Source organism: Haloplanus natans DSM 17983 (assembly GCF_000427685.1).
GTDB lineage: Archaea > Halobacteriota > Halobacteria > Halobacteriales > Haloferacaceae > Haloplanus > Haloplanus natans.
In genome coordinates this window covers 1,057,119-1,072,600 of record NZ_KE386573.1, presented here as the reverse complement: position 1 = coordinate 1,072,600, position 15,482 = coordinate 1,057,119, and the positions used below count along the sequence as shown (strand labels likewise).

General features: G+C 68.3%; 15 protein-coding genes. 4 read left to right on the top strand and 11 right to left on the bottom strand.

The window, feature by feature from the left end; translation table 11 throughout:
* Positions 1 to 56: 56 nt before the first annotated feature.
* Positions 57 to 1,778, top strand: a complete 1,722-nt coding sequence (locus tag HALNA_RS07700) for a radical SAM protein (protein ID WP_049935807.1) — start codon at positions 57 to 59, stop codon at positions 1,776 to 1,778.
* A 217-nt stretch (positions 1,779 to 1,995) separates the two neighbouring features.
* Here HALNA_RS07700 and HALNA_RS07695 read toward each other — a convergent pair whose 3' ends face one another.
* From HALNA_RS07695 to trpC, 8 genes are all read right to left on the bottom strand, one after another.
* Entirely contained in the window at positions 1,996 to 2,394 is a 399-nt protein-coding gene (locus HALNA_RS07695) for a TRAM domain-containing protein (RefSeq protein WP_049938008.1), read from the bottom strand.
* 132 nt (positions 2,395 to 2,526) lie between these two features.
* Complete coding sequence (locus HALNA_RS07690) at positions 2,527 to 3,216, bottom strand: YkgJ family cysteine cluster protein (RefSeq protein ID WP_049935806.1); 690 nt, start codon at positions 3,214 to 3,216, stop codon at positions 2,527 to 2,529.
* A 42-nt stretch (positions 3,217 to 3,258) separates the two neighbouring features.
* Positions 3,259 to 4,050, bottom strand: a complete 792-nt coding sequence (locus HALNA_RS07685) for an MBL fold metallo-hydrolase (protein WP_049935805.1) — start codon at positions 4,048 to 4,050, stop codon at positions 3,259 to 3,261.
* Complete coding sequence (locus HALNA_RS07680) at positions 4,047 to 5,222, bottom strand: 3-dehydroquinate synthase II (protein ID WP_049935804.1); 1,176 nt, start codon at positions 5,220 to 5,222, stop codon at positions 4,047 to 4,049. Before HALNA_RS07680 ends, HALNA_RS07685 begins: the two co-directional genes overlap by 4 nt.
* A 50-nt stretch (positions 5,223 to 5,272) precedes the next feature.
* A complete protein-coding gene (locus tag HALNA_RS07675) occupies positions 5,273 to 6,064 on the bottom strand; it encodes a 2-amino-3,7-dideoxy-D-threo-hept-6-ulosonate synthase (RefSeq protein WP_049935803.1) in 792 nt (263 codons plus the stop codon).
* Positions 6,065 to 6,087: 23 nt separating this feature from the next.
* The gene (gene trpA, locus HALNA_RS07670) at positions 6,088 to 6,936 is read right to left on the bottom strand and encodes a tryptophan synthase subunit alpha (RefSeq protein ID WP_049935802.1); all 849 of its coding nucleotides are present in this window, start codon (positions 6,934 to 6,936) and stop codon (positions 6,088 to 6,090) included.
* On the bottom strand, positions 6,936 to 8,183 hold the full coding sequence (trpB, locus tag HALNA_RS07665) for a tryptophan synthase subunit beta (protein WP_049935801.1): 1,248 nt from the start codon (positions 8,181 to 8,183) through the stop codon (positions 6,936 to 6,938). Before trpB ends, trpA begins: the two co-directional genes overlap by 1 nt.
* Complete coding sequence (gene trpC / locus HALNA_RS07660; RefSeq protein ID WP_049935799.1) at positions 8,180 to 8,935, bottom strand: indole-3-glycerol phosphate synthase; 756 nt, start codon at positions 8,933 to 8,935, stop codon at positions 8,180 to 8,182. The genes trpB and trpC overlap by 4 nt, the downstream gene beginning before the upstream one ends.
* Before the next feature lie 75 nt (positions 8,936 to 9,010).
* Between trpC and HALNA_RS07655 the strand changes: the two genes are divergently transcribed.
* On the top strand, positions 9,011 to 9,454 hold the full coding sequence (locus HALNA_RS07655; protein ID WP_049935798.1) for an MGMT family protein: 444 nt from the start codon (positions 9,011 to 9,013) through the stop codon (positions 9,452 to 9,454).
* On the opposite strand, the gene HALNA_RS07650 is transcribed toward HALNA_RS07655, so the two are convergent.
* Complete coding sequence (locus HALNA_RS07650) at positions 9,451 to 10,209, bottom strand: CPBP family intramembrane glutamic endopeptidase (protein ID WP_049935797.1); 759 nt, start codon at positions 10,207 to 10,209, stop codon at positions 9,451 to 9,453. The two genes, HALNA_RS07655 and HALNA_RS07650, sit on opposite strands and share 4 nt — an antisense overlap.
* A 49-nt stretch (positions 10,210 to 10,258) precedes the next feature.
* Entirely contained in the window at positions 10,259 to 12,376 is a 2,118-nt protein-coding gene (gene lonB / locus HALNA_RS07645) for an ATP-dependent protease LonB (RefSeq protein WP_049935796.1), read from the bottom strand.
* 166 nt (positions 12,377 to 12,542) lie between these two features.
* On the opposite strand from lonB, the gene HALNA_RS07640 reads away from it, so the two are divergent.
* Both HALNA_RS07640 and HALNA_RS07635 read left to right on the top strand, forming a co-directional pair.
* Positions 12,543 to 13,058, top strand: coding sequence for a nicotinamide-nucleotide adenylyltransferase (locus HALNA_RS07640; RefSeq protein ID WP_049938007.1), 516 nt, complete (start codon positions 12,543 to 12,545; stop codon positions 13,056 to 13,058).
* Positions 13,055 to 13,831, top strand: coding sequence for an SAM hydrolase/SAM-dependent halogenase family protein (locus HALNA_RS07635; protein WP_049935795.1), 777 nt, complete (start codon positions 13,055 to 13,057; stop codon positions 13,829 to 13,831). Before HALNA_RS07640 ends, HALNA_RS07635 begins: the two co-directional genes overlap by 4 nt.
* An 84-nt stretch (positions 13,832 to 13,915) precedes the next feature.
* Here the strand turns inward: HALNA_RS07635 and thsA are convergent, their stop codons facing one another.
* Positions 13,916 to 15,469: a thermosome subunit alpha gene (gene thsA, locus HALNA_RS07630; RefSeq protein ID WP_049938006.1), complete on the bottom strand. Its 1,554-nt coding sequence runs from the start codon at positions 15,467 to 15,469 to the stop codon at positions 13,916 to 13,918.
* Positions 15,470 to 15,482: the final 13 nt, after the last annotated feature.

Genomic DNA, 15,482 nt, shown 5'->3' with positions numbered 1-15,482 from the left:
CTTTGGGGTAGGGCCGCACGAACACGGTTTTACGCGTCGACCGCCAACCGCCCCCTATGACTGACCCCGCCGATCCGACGGTCACGATCGTCGACGGCTACGTCGACGAACCCGCCCACTTCGGGGTCCCACCGTACGTCTCGACGTACCCCCGTTTCACCGCCGGTGCACTCGTCGACGCCGGCGTTCCGGAATCGGAGATTGCGTACCACACCATCGACGAACTCCGCGACGACCGCTCGAAGTGGCGCGACGTGGCCGACGCCGACCTCATGATCTACCTCGGTGGTATGACCGTCCCCGGCAAGTACGTCGGGGGGACGCCCGCCGAACCCGACGAGGTGCGTGAACTGGCGTGGGCCGCCGACGGGACGACGCTCATGGGTGGCCCCGTCCGCTTCGGCGTCGGCGAGGAGAACGCCGGCGCACAGGATATGGAGCGCAAGGATCTCGACTACGACTTCGTAGCCAAAGGCGACGTGGAGGCGGCGGCCCACGATCTCGTGGCGAGTGGGCTAGAGGGCTTTGGCGACCGCATGCGCGACAACGCCGACCTCGACCGCTGGGCCGCGATGGGTGCGTTCGTCGTCGAGGACCACCCCAACCACCCCAACTACCTGATCGCCGAACTCGAAACCTCGCGGGGCTGTGCCTACCGGTGTTCCTTTTGCACCGAACCGCTGTACGGCGACCCCGCGTTCCGCTCGGCCGATTCGGTCGTCCGCGAAGTCGAAGCACTCTACGACCGGGGCGTCCGCCACTTCCGCCTGGGCCGCCAGGCCGACATCCTCGCGTTCGGCGGCGACGGCGAGGCGCCCAACCCAGACGCGATCCGTCGCCTGTACGCCGGCATCCGCGAGGTGGCGCCGGAGCTAGAGACGCTCCACCTCGACAACATGAACCCCGTCACCATCGTCGACTACCCGGAGCGCTCGCGGGAGGCCATCCGGATCATCGCCGAACACAACACCGCCGGCGACACCGCCGCGTTCGGCCTCGAATCCGCCGATCCAGTCGTCCAGGAGGAGAACAACCTGCTCGTCACCGCCGACGAGTGTCTCGAAGCGGTACGCGTCGTCAACGAGGAGGCGGGGTGGCGCCCCGGCGACGACCCCTCAGCCGCGCCGACGACCGGCGATAGCGCCGCGAACCGCCTCCCGAAGCTCCTGCCGGGAATCAACCTCGTCCACGGCCTCGCGGGCGAGCGCGCGGCGACTTTCAATCATAACAAACGCTTCCTCCAGCGGGTGTACGACGAGGGGCTGATGCTCCGCCGGATCAACATCCGGCAGGTGATGGCCTTCGCGGGGACGGAGATGAGCGACACCGGCGCCGACATCGCCCGCGACCACAAAAAACAGTTCAAGACGTACAAACGCGAGGTGCGCGAGGAGATAGATCAGCCCATGCTCCGCCGGGTCGCGCCGGCGGGGACCGTTCTCCCCGACGTGCACACGGAGTACCACGAGGGCGGGAAGACGTTCGGCCGGCAGTTGGGAACCTACCCGCTTCTCGTCGCCGTGCCGGGGGAACACGAACTGGGGACGACGATGGACGTGGCGCTCGTCGACCACGGCTACCGATCGGTGACGGGCGTCCCACATCCGCTCGACCCCAACACGGCGTCGATGGACGAACTCACGGCGCTCCCGGGCGTGGGTCGGTCGACGGCGGGCGATATCGTCGTCAATCGGCCGTACGCCTCGCTCGGCGAGGTCGACATCGACGCCGACCTGTCGGAGTTCGCGGCGGTCGGTGCGCCCGAGGCGGCCGACTAGGCGACGGCCTCGTAGAGGTCGACGGCGACGTACGTGGTGTCGGCGCATCGGCGTTGCTCACCGCGGAGGGATCGAGCGTGGCGCTCCGGGAAAACCGCTACCGAAACCGAAACAGCCGGCGGTGGCGACGGTCAGGCCGGCCGAAAGGAGGGCACGACGATGCACCGCGGGGGTTCGAACACCCGCTGGTATAGTCGACCCGGATCGAGGATCGGCGTTAGAAGTCCTCGTCGATGATTTCGCCGACGGCGAAGTTGGATTTGACCTCGCTGACCTCGATTTTGACGCGTTCGCCGATTTCGGCGCCGGGCACGATGATGACGTAGCCGCGTTCGACGCGGGCGATGCCGTCGCCCTGCTTGCCGATATCCTCGATTTCGACGTACCGGATCTCGCCGATCTCGACGGGTGGCTGTGGCTCCGAGGTGGGGGAGTCGGATTCGGAGACCGCCTCCGATTCGGCCCGGTCCCGAGAGATAAGCGCCACCCGGTAGGTTTCGTCGGGGTCGACCGACCCCGTCTCGATTTCGCGCTGGGGTACCTCGATCACGTACGATCCGTCCTCCGACCGCACACTCGCGCTGAACAGACACAACAGGTTATCTGAGATCTCCACAGTGTAAACCTCCATGTCAACCTGTGTCGGGACCGTTAAATGTGTATCGCCGTCGTACGCCTCGTTGGACGCCGGAAACGGTGGGACGGGGAATCGTCCGTCAGTTCCGGCGGGTCGCCACGACCGTCCGTCTCAGCGAGAGGCGCCGTCGGGCGTTTTCGCCCCCTCCGAGTCGTACACCACTACCTCGTCCGACCCCGTCTCGACCGGCTCGTAGTTGTCGCGGACGCCGATGGCCTCCGCCAGTTCGCGGATCGCCCGTTCTTTGAGCGCCCGCGCCAGATCCTCGGCGTCCGCGCGTGAAATGTCGCGCCCGAGCCCCTCGCATTCGTGGGCACGGACCATCCCCGCCTCGTCGACCGCCTCGCCCATCGGCTGGCTCGTCCCGCCGAGAGCGACGCTGAAGGGGTAGGTTGCACAGATCAGCGGCCGGTCGTCGTGGACGGTGCACCGACCGTCGCCCTCGCTCTCCTCGTAGAACGTACAGTCGCCGCAGGCGTCGGTTTGCAGCGCCCACTCGAACGTCTCACCCTCCGGCCCGTCCGGGCCCTCGGAGAGGCCGTAGGGCATCGGCCGCGCCACGTCTCGCCAGTCGTAGTCGCCGGTGGCCTGCAACTCGCGCACCTCGTCGGGGAACACCGTCGCCGTATGCGGGTCTCCCCCGACGGCCTCGCCGTCTCCCCGAGGGCCCTCCGAGTCCTCGTTCGCCTTACAACACGCCCCACACCGCGTACACTCGAAGCCGATGGACTCGATGGCGTCGGCGAGGTCGCTCACGTCCAAGTCCCGTGCGCGAGCGAGTTCGGCTTCGAGCGACTCCATACCGGGCGTGGGCGGAGGACGTTCAAAAGGCCGTCGCCCCGACTATCGCGGCCCGACCCGTCCCGTCGCGGCGTCGAAGCGCACCCGCCGCTCGACGGCGAGTTTGTCGAGGTGGGCGCGTACCGTCGCCGCCGCGAGGTCACGGACGCCCGAGAGGTCACGGTCGTACGCCGCATCGAGGACGGCATCCACCGAGTCGGCGCCCGATCGGACCGCCCTCTCGATCCGTCGCTCCCGATCCAGACGGTGGTGATAGAGGCGACGAATCGTCGCGTCGGGGTCGTCGATCACCGGGCCGTGTCCCGGATACAGGCGCGTGGCGTCGCGGGCGAGGAGGCGACGGAGCGCGACCAGATACGCGCGCATGTCGCCCTCCGGGGCCACGACGGCGACGCTCCCCGACGCGCGAGCGAGGTCACCGACGAGGACGCCGTCTCCCGTCCCGAGGGCGACGTGATCCGGGGCGTGGCCGGGCGTGTCGAGAACCGTCAGGCCGCCGACTCGCTCCCCGTCGGCGAACGTACGATCCGGGACGACGCCGGTCGCGGCCTCGAATCGCGCCTCGCGCCCGCGACGTGCCCACACCGTCGCGCCCGTCTCGGCGGCGTAGGCGGCGACGCCGCCGACGTGGTCGGGGTGTGTGTGCGTGACGGCGATGCCGGTCACGTCGCGCGCGGCGACGGCGGCGTCGAGGGCGTCGGTGCGGGCACCTGGGTCGACGAGCAGCGAGCCTGCCGGCTCGTCGACGGGAAGCGAGCCCGCCGGCTCGTCGACGAGATAGGCGTTCGTCTCCCCGCCGGCGGTCGTCGCCGTCGGGACGGGGACGCGTTTCACTTTTCGATGATGCTCTCCTCGACGGCTTCGCCGAAGTGTCGGGCCACGTCCTCGTAGTAGACGAGCATCTCGTCGCCGGCTTCGAGGTCGGTGACGGCCGTCCGTCCCTCGCGGGTGTGGACCTTGATCGTCTCGGCGTTCTGGAGGAGCGTCTCGATGCGGTCGACGCCCTCCTCGGTCTCGACTTCGGCCTGCACGCGGAACATGGGGCGTTTCTCGATTTTGACGCGGCCGACCACGGTTTCGCGGGTGTTGCCATCCGTATCGACGATCTGTACCTCGTCGCCGCTCCCGAGTTCGGCGAGATACTGCGTGCCGCCGCCGGGCGAGCGAACGTAGGCGTGGACGGCGCCCGCGTTCACCCGGAAGGGGCGGGAGGCGACGTACGGGGATTCGGCCGTCTCGGCGTGGACGAAAAAGAGCCCGCGGGACATCGATCCGACGAGCATCCCCTCGTTGCCCTCCATGAGCGACCCGGTGTCGACACAGACCCGGTCGGCCATGCCCGTCCGCTCGACCGTCGTCACTTCGGCATACTGTAGATCGAGATGTTCGCGCTCGGCGGCGTCCCGAACCTCGCAGGTGCGGCGAATCTCGTCGGGGTCGCCGGAGTCCAGCAAGACGCCGTCGGACCCGATCTCCAGCGTCTCGAAGGCCGTTCCCGCCTCCTCGGCCGTCGTGACGCCGGCGATCAAATCCGTCTCGTCGCCGATGCGGGCGATGAGGTTTTCCAGGGGGATGATCGTCCAGTCCTCGCCGACGACGATGGTGTACTCGGCTTCGGTCGCCGCTTCTTCGGCGAAGGCCTCGTACTCCTCGTCGAAGATGCGGACGTAGGCGCCCTGTGCCCGGTCGTCGTCGCGGCGGAGCGTCGAGAGGTCGGCCGACCCGGAGAAATCGGGGGGAAGATCGACCGTCCCGTCCCCCTCGCCGTTCTTGCCGACGACGTACGCGTCCGCTTCGGGCCGGTCCGGCTCGGCGTCCTCGACCAGGTCCGCGTCGGTCCGGAACGCCGCCACCTTCACGTCACCGAGTTCACGCACCTGTGCTACGTCGGCTTCGTCGACCAGCACCCAGTCGACGCCGGCTTCCAGACCGGCCGTGATGCGCTCTTTCCGCGACTCCCAGTCGCCGACTGTCCCGTCGGCTTTCAGCCACACGCTCCGTGTCATTATCGGCAACTCGGGAGGGCGTGGCTTGAACGTGGCGGATAGCGGTACGGTTAGGCTTCGAGCAGCCCGCTCCGTCGAAGCGCCTCGTCGACGCCGGCGTCGTCGTGGATGACCGCCGAGATGGCACGCGTGATGGCGCCGGGGTCGTCGTGCTGAAAGATGGAACGCCCCATCGAGACGCCGGCGGCGCCGCCGTCCATCGCGCCACGAACCATTCGGACGGTCTGGCGGTCGGTGCCGCGACTGCCACCCGCGATGACGACGGGCAGGCGCGTCGCCTCGCAGACGGGGGCGAAGCTGTCGCCGTCGCCGCTGTACCCCGTCTTTACCACGTCCGCCCCGAGTTCCTCCGCGAGGCGGACGGCGTGGCCGAGGGCTTCGGGGTCGTCCTCCGCGATGGCCGGACCGCGGGCGTACGCCATCGCGAGGGTCGGGACGCCGAGTTCCTCGGCGCGCTGGGTCACCTCGGCGAGGTCGGTCATCTGTTCGGGTTCGTACTCGGAGCCGACGTTGATGTGGAAGGAGACGGCGTCGGCGCCGGCCCGAAGCGCGGCTTCGACCGTGCCCGTCCGGCGCTTGTCGTCTTCGTCCGGGCCGATGTTCGTCGACCCGTTGAGATGGACGATGTAGCCCGCCCCGTTTTTCGAGTCGTGGACGCGTGGCGCGATCCCTTTCTGCGTGAGGACGGCGTCGGCGCCGCCGTCGGTGATGGCGTCGATGGTGGCTTCGATATCCACCAGCCCCTTCACCGGCCCCATGGTGACACCGTGGTCCATCGGGACGATCAGGTAGCGGTCGTCTGTGGAGATGCGCCGGAGGCGCGCCCGTGTTCCCGTATTCATGTGTTACCCTGTACCAGTGGCGCTTATGTACGTTCCGGATGCGGCTGTTCGTTCGACGGCGGCGCCCCGCGGAGCGCCCCTTGCTTCAGTTCTCGCGCCTTCGATTCGAGGCGGTTCGCCACGGTCACGGGCGGATCGCCGCGCTCGACGCCCTGGGCGATGATGTCGACCAAGGCGGAGCCGACGATGACGCCGTCGGCGCCGGCTTCGATCACCCGCTGGGCGTGGTCGCCCGACGAGATACCGAAGCCGACGGCCTTGGGTACGTCCCACTCCGCGATGCGTGCCAGGCTCTCCTCGGTCCGATCCGAGAGGTCGGTCCGCGCGCCGGTCGTCCCCAGTCGGGCCTGCACGTAGACGTAGCCCGACACCTGCGACATGATCCGCTCCAGGCGCTCCCCTTTCGTCGTCGGCGCGACGATGAAGACGAGTTCGCAGTCGTGGGCGTCACACGCCTCGCGCAAGGGCGCGGCCTCCTCCGCGGGCAGGTCGGGCACGACGAACCCCTCGATGCCGACCTCGGCCGCGCGGCGGACGAACGCCTCCGGTCCCCGCTCCGTGCCCTCGCCGAACTGGTAGATGAGGTTGTAGTAGGTCATACAGACCAGGGGCACGTCCACGTCGAGGTCAGCGACGAACTCGAAAAAACGGGGTGGCGTCATCCCGCCCTCGAGCGAGCGGACGATTGCGCTCTGGATGGTCGGCCCCTCGGCGATGGGTTCGGAGAAGGGCAGGCCGAGTTCGATGATGTCCGCACCGCCGCGTTCGAGCGCCTCGACGTACGACAGCGACGCCTCGTAGTTCGGGTCGCCCGCGGCGAGGTAGGGGACGAAGGCGGGGCCGTCGGCGAAGGCGTCGGAGATTCGGCTCATCAGAACCCCCCCGTCTCGGCGAAGGTTTCCATCTCCGGTGCGTTCTCGATGTCGCGGTCGTGGGTCTCCTCGAGGACGGTTTCGAGGTCCTTGTCGCCGCGCCCGGAGATGTTGAGCAGGATGACCTCGCCCAGATCCTCGTGGTTCTCCTCGACGTAGGCGACGGCGTGGGCAGATTCGAGCGCGGGGATGATCCCCTCTAGCTGTGAGAGGCGGTGGAACCCCTCCAGCGCCGGGTCGTCGGCGACGTTGACCGCCGTGACGCGCCCGCGGTCGACTAGGTCGGCGAGTTCGGGGCCGACGCCGGCGTAGTCGAGCCCGGAGGAAACGCTGTGGGACTCCATGATCTGCCCGTCGCGGTCCTGGAGGACACGCGTCCGGGAGCCGTGGAGGACGCCCTCGGTGCCGGTCGAGAGCGTCGCGGAGTTGGGCGCGACGCCTTCCGCCTCGTCGACCTCCAGACTGCTGCCACCGGCCTCGACGGCGTAGAGGTCCACGTCCTCGTCGGGGACGAACTCCGCGAACAGGCCCATCGTGTTCGAGCCGCCGCCGGCACAGGTGAGCACGGAGTCGGGGAGGCGACCGGCCTTCTCGATCATCTGCTCGCGGGCCTCCTCGGAGATGACGCGCTGGAAGTCACGCACCATCGACGGGAACGGGTGGGGGCCGACGACGCTCCCGATGACGTAGTGGGTGTCCTCGACGTTTGTCGCCCAGTCTCGCATCGTCTCGCTGATGGCCTCTTTCAGCGTGCCGCGGCCGACGGTCACGGGGGTGATCGCCGCGCCGTTGAGCCGCATCCGGAACACGTTGGGGCGCTGGCGGTTGATGTCCCGCCGCCCCATGTACACCTCGCAGGGCATCCCGAGATGCGCACACGCCATGGCCGTCGCGGTGCCGTGCTGTCCGGCGCCCGTCTCCGCGATAATGCGATCCTTGCCCATGTACTTCGCCAAGAGCACCTGCCCGAGCGCGTTGTTCAGTTTGTGGGCACCGCCGTGAAGGAGGTCCTCGCGTTTGAGATACACGTCGCGGTCGTACCGGTCCGAGAGGCGGTGGGCCTTCTGGAGCGGCGTCGGTCGGCCGCCGAAGTCGGCCAGGCGCTCCCGGAAGTCGTCCATGAAGCCGTCCTCGTTTTCCAGCACGTACCGTTCGTACGCGTCGTCCAGTTCCTCGATGGCGGGCATCAACGCCTCGGGAACGTACTGTCCGCCGTACTCGCCGAACTTGCCTGTGTGAGAACTCATGCTGTGGTAAATCGTCGCACGTTGTCGGTCACTTCGCCGTCCATGATCGCGCTGCCGATCAGCAGGGCGTCGGCACCCGCCGACCGCATCCGCCGCACGTCGTCGACAGATCCGATCCCGCTCTCCGCGATCAGCGTCACGTCGTCGGGGACGTGGGGCGCGATGGACTCGAAGGTGTCGAGGTCGACTTCGAGTTTGGCCAGATCACGGTTGTTGACGCCGATCAGGGCCGCCCCCGCGTCGAGCGCCCGATCGAGTTCAGCGCGCGTGTGGACCTCGACCAGCGGCTGGAAGCCCCGCTCCTCGGCTGCGGCGAGGAGACCGGGCAGGTCGTCGACGAACCGCGCGATCAACAAGGTTAGATCCGACGCCACGAGGTCGAGTTGGGACTCCTCGACGATAAAGTCCTTGCGCAGAACGGGCACGTCGACCGCCGACCGGACGCGTTCGAGCGCGTCGGTCGACCCGCCGAAATGTTCCGGTTCGGTCAACACCGAAATCGCCGTCGCCCCGCCCGCGACCATCGCTCGCGCGAGGTCGGCGGGGTCGTCGTCGCGTCGTCCCTCGGTCGTCGGACTGGTCGGTTTCACTTCCGCGATCACCGGCACCCGTCCCTCGTCTTCGGCCGCCGCGAGGGCTGCCGGGAACGAGCGGGCGTCGACCGAGAGGCGCTCCTCGCCGCCGGCCCGGTCGTGGGCGGCGGCCAGGATCGATCGCACCGTCGGCGCCAGTTCTTCACCATTAGCGTCCATCATTGTACACTAACGGACTGATTTGCACATAAGCCTTGCGTCCCACTTTTGTGGAGACCGGCACGTTGCTCACGCATGGAGGGCATCTACGCACGCGACGCGCCGGTCCTCGGTCGGGCGGTCCAGATCGGCGTGGCCGGCGACCGGGTCATCAGCGTCTCCTTTCCCGAGACGGCGCCGGCAGACGCCGACCCCGAGCATCCGCTCTTGGATCGGATCTTCGACTACCTCGACGGCGCCGACGACCACTTCGACGACGTGACCGTCGCGCTTACCGTCCCGACCGAGCAACGGACCGTGCTCGAAGCCGTTCGGAACGTCCCGTACGGCGAGACGGTCGACGTGGCGCGCGTGGCGCGCCTCGCCGGCCTCGACGACGAGGACGCGGACGACCTAGACACCGTGCGTGGGGCGCTCCGAGCGAACCCGGTGGCGCTTTTCATCCCGGACCACCGCGTCTCGGGGCCGGGCGCGACGCCGCCGGCCGTCGCCGAGCGGCTGCGCGAGTTGGAACGCTAGCGCTCGTGGACCACGAACTCCAGCGCATTCACCAGATAGTGGGCCACGATCACCGCGGCCAGACTCCCCGTGAGGACGAACGCCGCCGCGAGGACGAACCCCAACGTTCCGGTGACGACGACGCCGGCCCGGCCCTGCGCGCCGTGCCCGAGGGCGAAGGCAACGGAGGAGAACGCAGCGAGGAGCCACGGCGAGAGGTCAAAGCCCGTCGCGAACGCGCCGATCAGCACGCCCCGAAAGAGGAGTTCCTCGAATCCGGCGACGAGGGGGAGCACGACCAGTAACAGGGCCGCCCACCCGGGGACGGAGTCGGGCGCCATCGCCTCCCGAAGCGCCGTCGCGTCGCCGAAGCCGAACCGATCGCTCAGGCGCGAACCGACGGTGTTGGCGCCGTGGAGCGTAACACCGAGGCCGACACCGACGGCGAGGGGGTACAACGCGAGCGAGTCGGCGCCGAGTCCGAGCGATGCCGGCGGAATCGACGCGACCCACATCCCCACGAGGAGCAGCGAGGCGAACAGCCCCTGCGAGACGACGACGTTGAGGAGGAGCGTCGCCGTCGAGAGGTTCGGGGGACTGGATCGACCGTCGTCGACGACGCGGGCGTCGAGCGTGGCGGGATACTCCGTCGCCGTCGGCGTCTCCGGGACCGGTGGTTCCGACGGTGTAAGTGCGGTCGCCGAGGCACGCGCGAGAAGCAACAGCCCCACGAGGACGACGCCGACGAATCCGGCGAAGGCCGTCCACTCGGACATTAGCGAACTCCCATCGGAGTCGAAACAGGAAGTCGACGGGCGCGAATCCCTACTGCGGACTGGGGCTGCTCGGGCCCTGGTTGACGCTCTGTTTGTCGAGCGCCGAGCCGGTGATCGTCTTGAGCCGGTCGACCAGCGAGTCCTTCTCGGGTTCGCCTTCGAGGGCCACGTCCAGCACCTCGCTGATGTGGCTGACGGGGATGATCTCGATCATGTCCTCGTACTCGTCCTCGATCATCACGTCCTGCATGTTGGCCTCGGGGATGATGACCCGATCACAGCCGGTCTTGGCGGCGGCCTCGATCTTGTGCGTGACGCCGCCGACGGGGAGCACGTCACCCCGGACCGAGAGCGAGCCGGTCATCGCGAGCGACTGATCGACGCCGACGCCCTCCAACGCGCTGATGACCGCCGTGGCGACGGTGATGGAGGCGGAGTCGCCGTCGACGCCGCCCTCGCCCGCCTGCACGAACTGGATGTGGATGTCCTTCTGGGTGATGTCCTCGTCCGAGAACTTCTTGATGATGGCGGAGACGTTCGACACCGCTTCCTGAGCCATCTCCTTCAGTTGGCCCGTGGCGATGACCTCGCCGGGACCCTGCGAGGGCGTCACCTCGGCCATCACGGGGAGGACGATACCGGAGTCCTCGCCCATCACGGCGAGTCCGTTGACGCGGCCGACGACGTACCCCTCGCTGACCTGCAGTTCGTAGTCCTTGCGGCGCTGGATGTAGTCGTCCGCGAGCTGCTGTTCGATACTCCGGGAGCGGCCCTTCGCCTGCAGGATGTGGTCCCGGGTGGTGTACTCCGCGTCTTCGGCGCGGGCGATGTCGCCCGCGACACGGACCAGACCACCGAGGTTCCGGAGTTCGAGGGTCAGGTGGCCTTTCCGGCCGGCGCGTCGGCGGGCCTCGAGGATGACCTCCTCGATGGCCTTGTCGGTGAAGTGGGGCAGGCGGCCGTCCTTTTCAACTTCCTGGGCGATGAACCGGGCGTACTTCCGGCGCATCTCCGGGGTGTCCTCGATGGTGTCGTCCATGTACACCTCGTAGCCGTAGCCCTTGATCCGCGAGCGGAGCGCGGGGTGCATGTTCTCCATGGCGTCGAGGTTCCCGGCGGCGATCATGACGAAATCACAGGGGACGGGTTCGGTCTGGACCATCGCGCCCGAGGAGCGCTCGGACTGGCCGGTGATGCCGAACTCGCCCTCCTGAATCGCCGTCATCAGGTGCTGCTGGGAGCGCACGTCGAGCGTGTTGATCTCGTCGATGAACAGCACGCCCTTGTTGGCCTTGTGGATGGCACCCGGTTCGACGCGGTCATGCGAGGGCGTCTCCATGCCACCGGACTGGAACGGGTCGTGGCGCACGTCGCCCAGCAGCGCGCCGGCGTGGGCGCCCGTGGCGTCCTCGAACGGCGCCGTCTGCTGATCCGCGGTGTTCACGATCAGGTTCGGAATCATCGCGTCGGAGCCACGGGAGCCGTAGCGGAACGCGAGGTAGATGATCCCGGCCGCGAGGATGCCGAGCAGGATGTTCCCGGCGATGATCAGCGAGTAGCCCAGCACGATGGCGATGATGATCCACATCAAAAAGGAGCGCATCTGGTTGCGCTTGCGGGCCTCTTCCTTGTGGGCCTCGACGATCTGATCGCCCTTCCCCGAGGGCACGGTCCGAACCTTCGGTTCGTTGCCGTCGTCGGGGTTGTGGTAGACGAGAACGTCTTGGAGTTCCTCCTTGGGGAGGAGTTCGCTCATCGCCTTCGCGAGCATCGACTTGCCCGTCCCGGGCGAGCCGATCATCATGACGTGTCGGCGCTGTTTGGCCGCCTTCATCACGACGTCGCGGGCGTGTTCCTGTCCGATCACCTGATCGACCAGACGGTCGGGGACCTGAATCTCGGCGGTCGACTCGATCTGGAGCCCACCGAGGAGGCCGTCCTCCGCGTCCTCGTCGATTTCGGCGTCGATCTGGACGTCGCTGCCGAGGTCCTCGATGGACCCCTCGTCCGCGCCGTCACCCGGTTGGTCACCGGGTTCCGGTCCGGACGGGACAGGGACGTCGTCTTCCCATTCGTCGGCCCCGCCAGCGTCGTCACGGGCCGGGTCGTCGTCGACCCGTTCCGCGCCGTCGGCCGGGCGCTTGTCCGTGTTCGTGTCGTCGTTCATAGAACGGTATCGTTGGTCGAACTGAAGGGTTAGCGACTGATATACTTTCTCCCCCTGAGTATCGTTTATGATGGCGAGAGCCGCCGTTTTGAACCCGTCTTCCGCCCGAATTCGGACGACACCGGAACTCGTCGATTTTATGAACACGGGCGTGTACGTCGACATCATGCGGGGGTTCTACATCGGCCGGTTCCAGCCGTATCACGACGGCCACCACCGGATGGTTGCCGAAATCGTCTCCGAGGTCGACGAACTCGTTCTCGGTATCGGCAGTGCCGGTCACTCCCACACGACGCGTGACCCGTTCACCGCGGGCGAGCGGGTGATGATGGTCACCAAATCCGTCGCGGAGTTCGACTGTACGACGTACGTCGTCCCCATCGAGGATCTGGACCGCAACTCGGTCTGGGTGAGTCACGTCCAGAGCATGTCGCCTTCCTTCGACGTGGGCTACTCCAACAACCCGCTCGTCATCCAGCTGTTCGAGGAGGCGGGCGTCGAGGTGCGCCAATCGCCCATGTTCAACCGCGACGTACTGGAGGGGTCGGAGCTTCGCGACCGGATGATCGAGGGCGGCGAGTGGCAACATCTCGTCCCCGATCCGGTCGTCGAGGTAATCGACGAAGTCGGCGGCATCCGGCGCATTCAGCGGGTGAGCGAAACCGACACCAACGGGCCATGATCACGCTCGCCTCCGACTTCGGCTCCCCGTATCCGGCCGCGATGAAAGGCGTCGTCCTGCAGCGAAGCGACGCCCGACTCGTCGACGTGAGCCACGACCTGCCGCGGGGGGCGATCCGCGCGTCGGCGTTCTGGCTCCGCGAAGTCCTCCCCACCTTCCCCCCGGCGACCCACCTCGCCGTCGTCGACCCCGGCGTCGGCACCGACCGCGCCGTTCTCGTCGCCCGCGCCGGCGATCACACCCTCGTCGGCCCGGACAACGGCCTCCTCGTCCCCGCGGCTCGACGGATCGGGGCCGACGCCGACGCCGGCGTGGACTGGTTCCACGCCGACCCCGGGGACCCGGATTCGACCACCTTCCACGGCCGCGACGTGTTCGCGCCGCTGGCGGCGGAGATTCACGAGATGGTCACGAGCGGGGGCGTCGACGCCCTCGACAGCCTCGACCGCCTGACGCCCGCCGAGCCGGTCGACTGTCAGCTCCCCGAAGCGACGGTCGAGGGCGACGGCGCCGAGGGGTTCGTCGTCGCCGTCGACGGCTTCGGGAACGTGATCACGAACGTCCCCGGCGACTTCCTCGGCGGGCGGGACGTGGTGCGGGTGAACGGCGAGGAGGTGCCCGTCGGGGAGACGTTCGGGGCGGTCGATCCCGGGAACCCGCTGGTCGTCGTCGGCAGCCACGGCTACGTCGAGTGCGACGTGAACGACGGCCGCGGCGACGAGTGGTTCGGTCTCTCGCCCGGCAACGCGGTGGAAATCGACGGCACTGAATGATTCACGGAGGGGCCGCCGTACCTGTCCGTGGATTCCCGTCGGATCGTCCCGGCGAGAATCGACGACGACTTCCGAAACTCCCGATCAGCGCGCCGCGATCACATCGTCGATGCGGAGGATCATCGTCGCGGCTTCGGCGGCGGACCCGATCGCCTCGCGTTTCACCGCCGCGGGGTCGAGGATACCGTGCTCGACCGGGTCGCCGACGACCCCGCTACGCCCGCTGGCGATGATGCCCGCGCGCCCCTCGCGTTCGTGGTGGGTGCGCAGATCGACCAGCGCGTCGATGGGGTCCATGCCGGTGTTCTCGGCGAGCGTGCGCGGGATGGCCTCCACCGCGTCGGCGAAGGCCTCGACCGCGAGCTGTTTGCGGCCGGCGATCCGCGAGGCTGCCTCGCGGACGCGGCTCGCGACCGCGATTTCGGTCGCGCCGGCGCCGGGGACCACCCCGCCGGATTCGACCGCGGCGACGACGCCGTCGACGGCGTCCGTCACCGCGCGTTCGAGTTCGTCGACGACGTGTTCGGTGCCGCCCCGGAGAAGGAGGGTCACGGCCGCCGCGGCCACACCACCCTCGACGACGACGAGGTCGTCGCCGCCGAAGCGCTCGATGTCGACCGCGTCGGCGTGGCCGAGGTCGTCGGGGTCGATATCCACCACCGTGCCGAGTCGGCGCGCGCCGACCGCGCGGGCGATGGCGGTGGCGTCGCTCCCCGACACGTTGCCGAACGCGAGGATGCCGGCGCGGGTGAGGTGGCTGGCGACGCGGTCGTCGATCTTCTTCGTACAGAAGAGGACGTCGACACCGGCGTCGGCGAGCGCCGACGCGTAACCGCGGAGCTCCGTCTCCTCGGCGTCGAGTGCGGCGTCCAACTGGTCGACGCTCGTGATCGAGTACTCGGTGTCGACCGCCCCCTTGCGTACGTCGAGTTTCACGTCCACGACCGCAACGGTCGCGTCGGGGATCGACCGGGGCATGGCGTCGGACAGGGGCTCCTTGTCGACGACGACCCCCTCGATCAGACGAGTCGCGCTCGAACTCGCGCCCGTGTGTGTGGTGACGTGAATGCTCTCGCGGTCGATGTCGCCGTCGGTGACGTGCCGGACGGCCGCGACGACGCGGTCCGCGAGCGTCTCGGCGGAGACGTCGCCCGTCCCCTTCCCGGTCATGCTCGACTCGGCGACGCGGACGAGCAAGTCGTCGTCGAGCGCCTCCTGAAGCGTCACCTCGTCGATGGCGGCCAACGCGATGCCGGCGGCCTCGTCGTACCCCTCGACGACGACCGTTGGGTGGAGGTCGGCGTCGAGAAGGTCCTCGGCGCGTACGAGGAGTTCACCCGCGAGGACGGCCGCCGTCGTGGTGCCGTCGCCGACGGCCTCCTCCTGTGTTTCGGCGGCTTCGACGATCATCTTCGCCGCCGGGTGTTCGATGTCCATCTCACCGAGGATGGTCGCGCCGTCGTTCGTGACGACGACGGTTCCGGAGGCGTCGACGAGCATCTTGTCCATGCCTCGTGGCCCGAGCGTGGTTCGGACGGCGTTCGCGACGGCTTTCCCCGCGCGAATGTTGGACTCCTGAGCCGATCGGCCCTGGGTCCGCTGCGTGTCCTCGGTGAGAATGTACAGCGGTTGCTGCATACGGGTACTCATG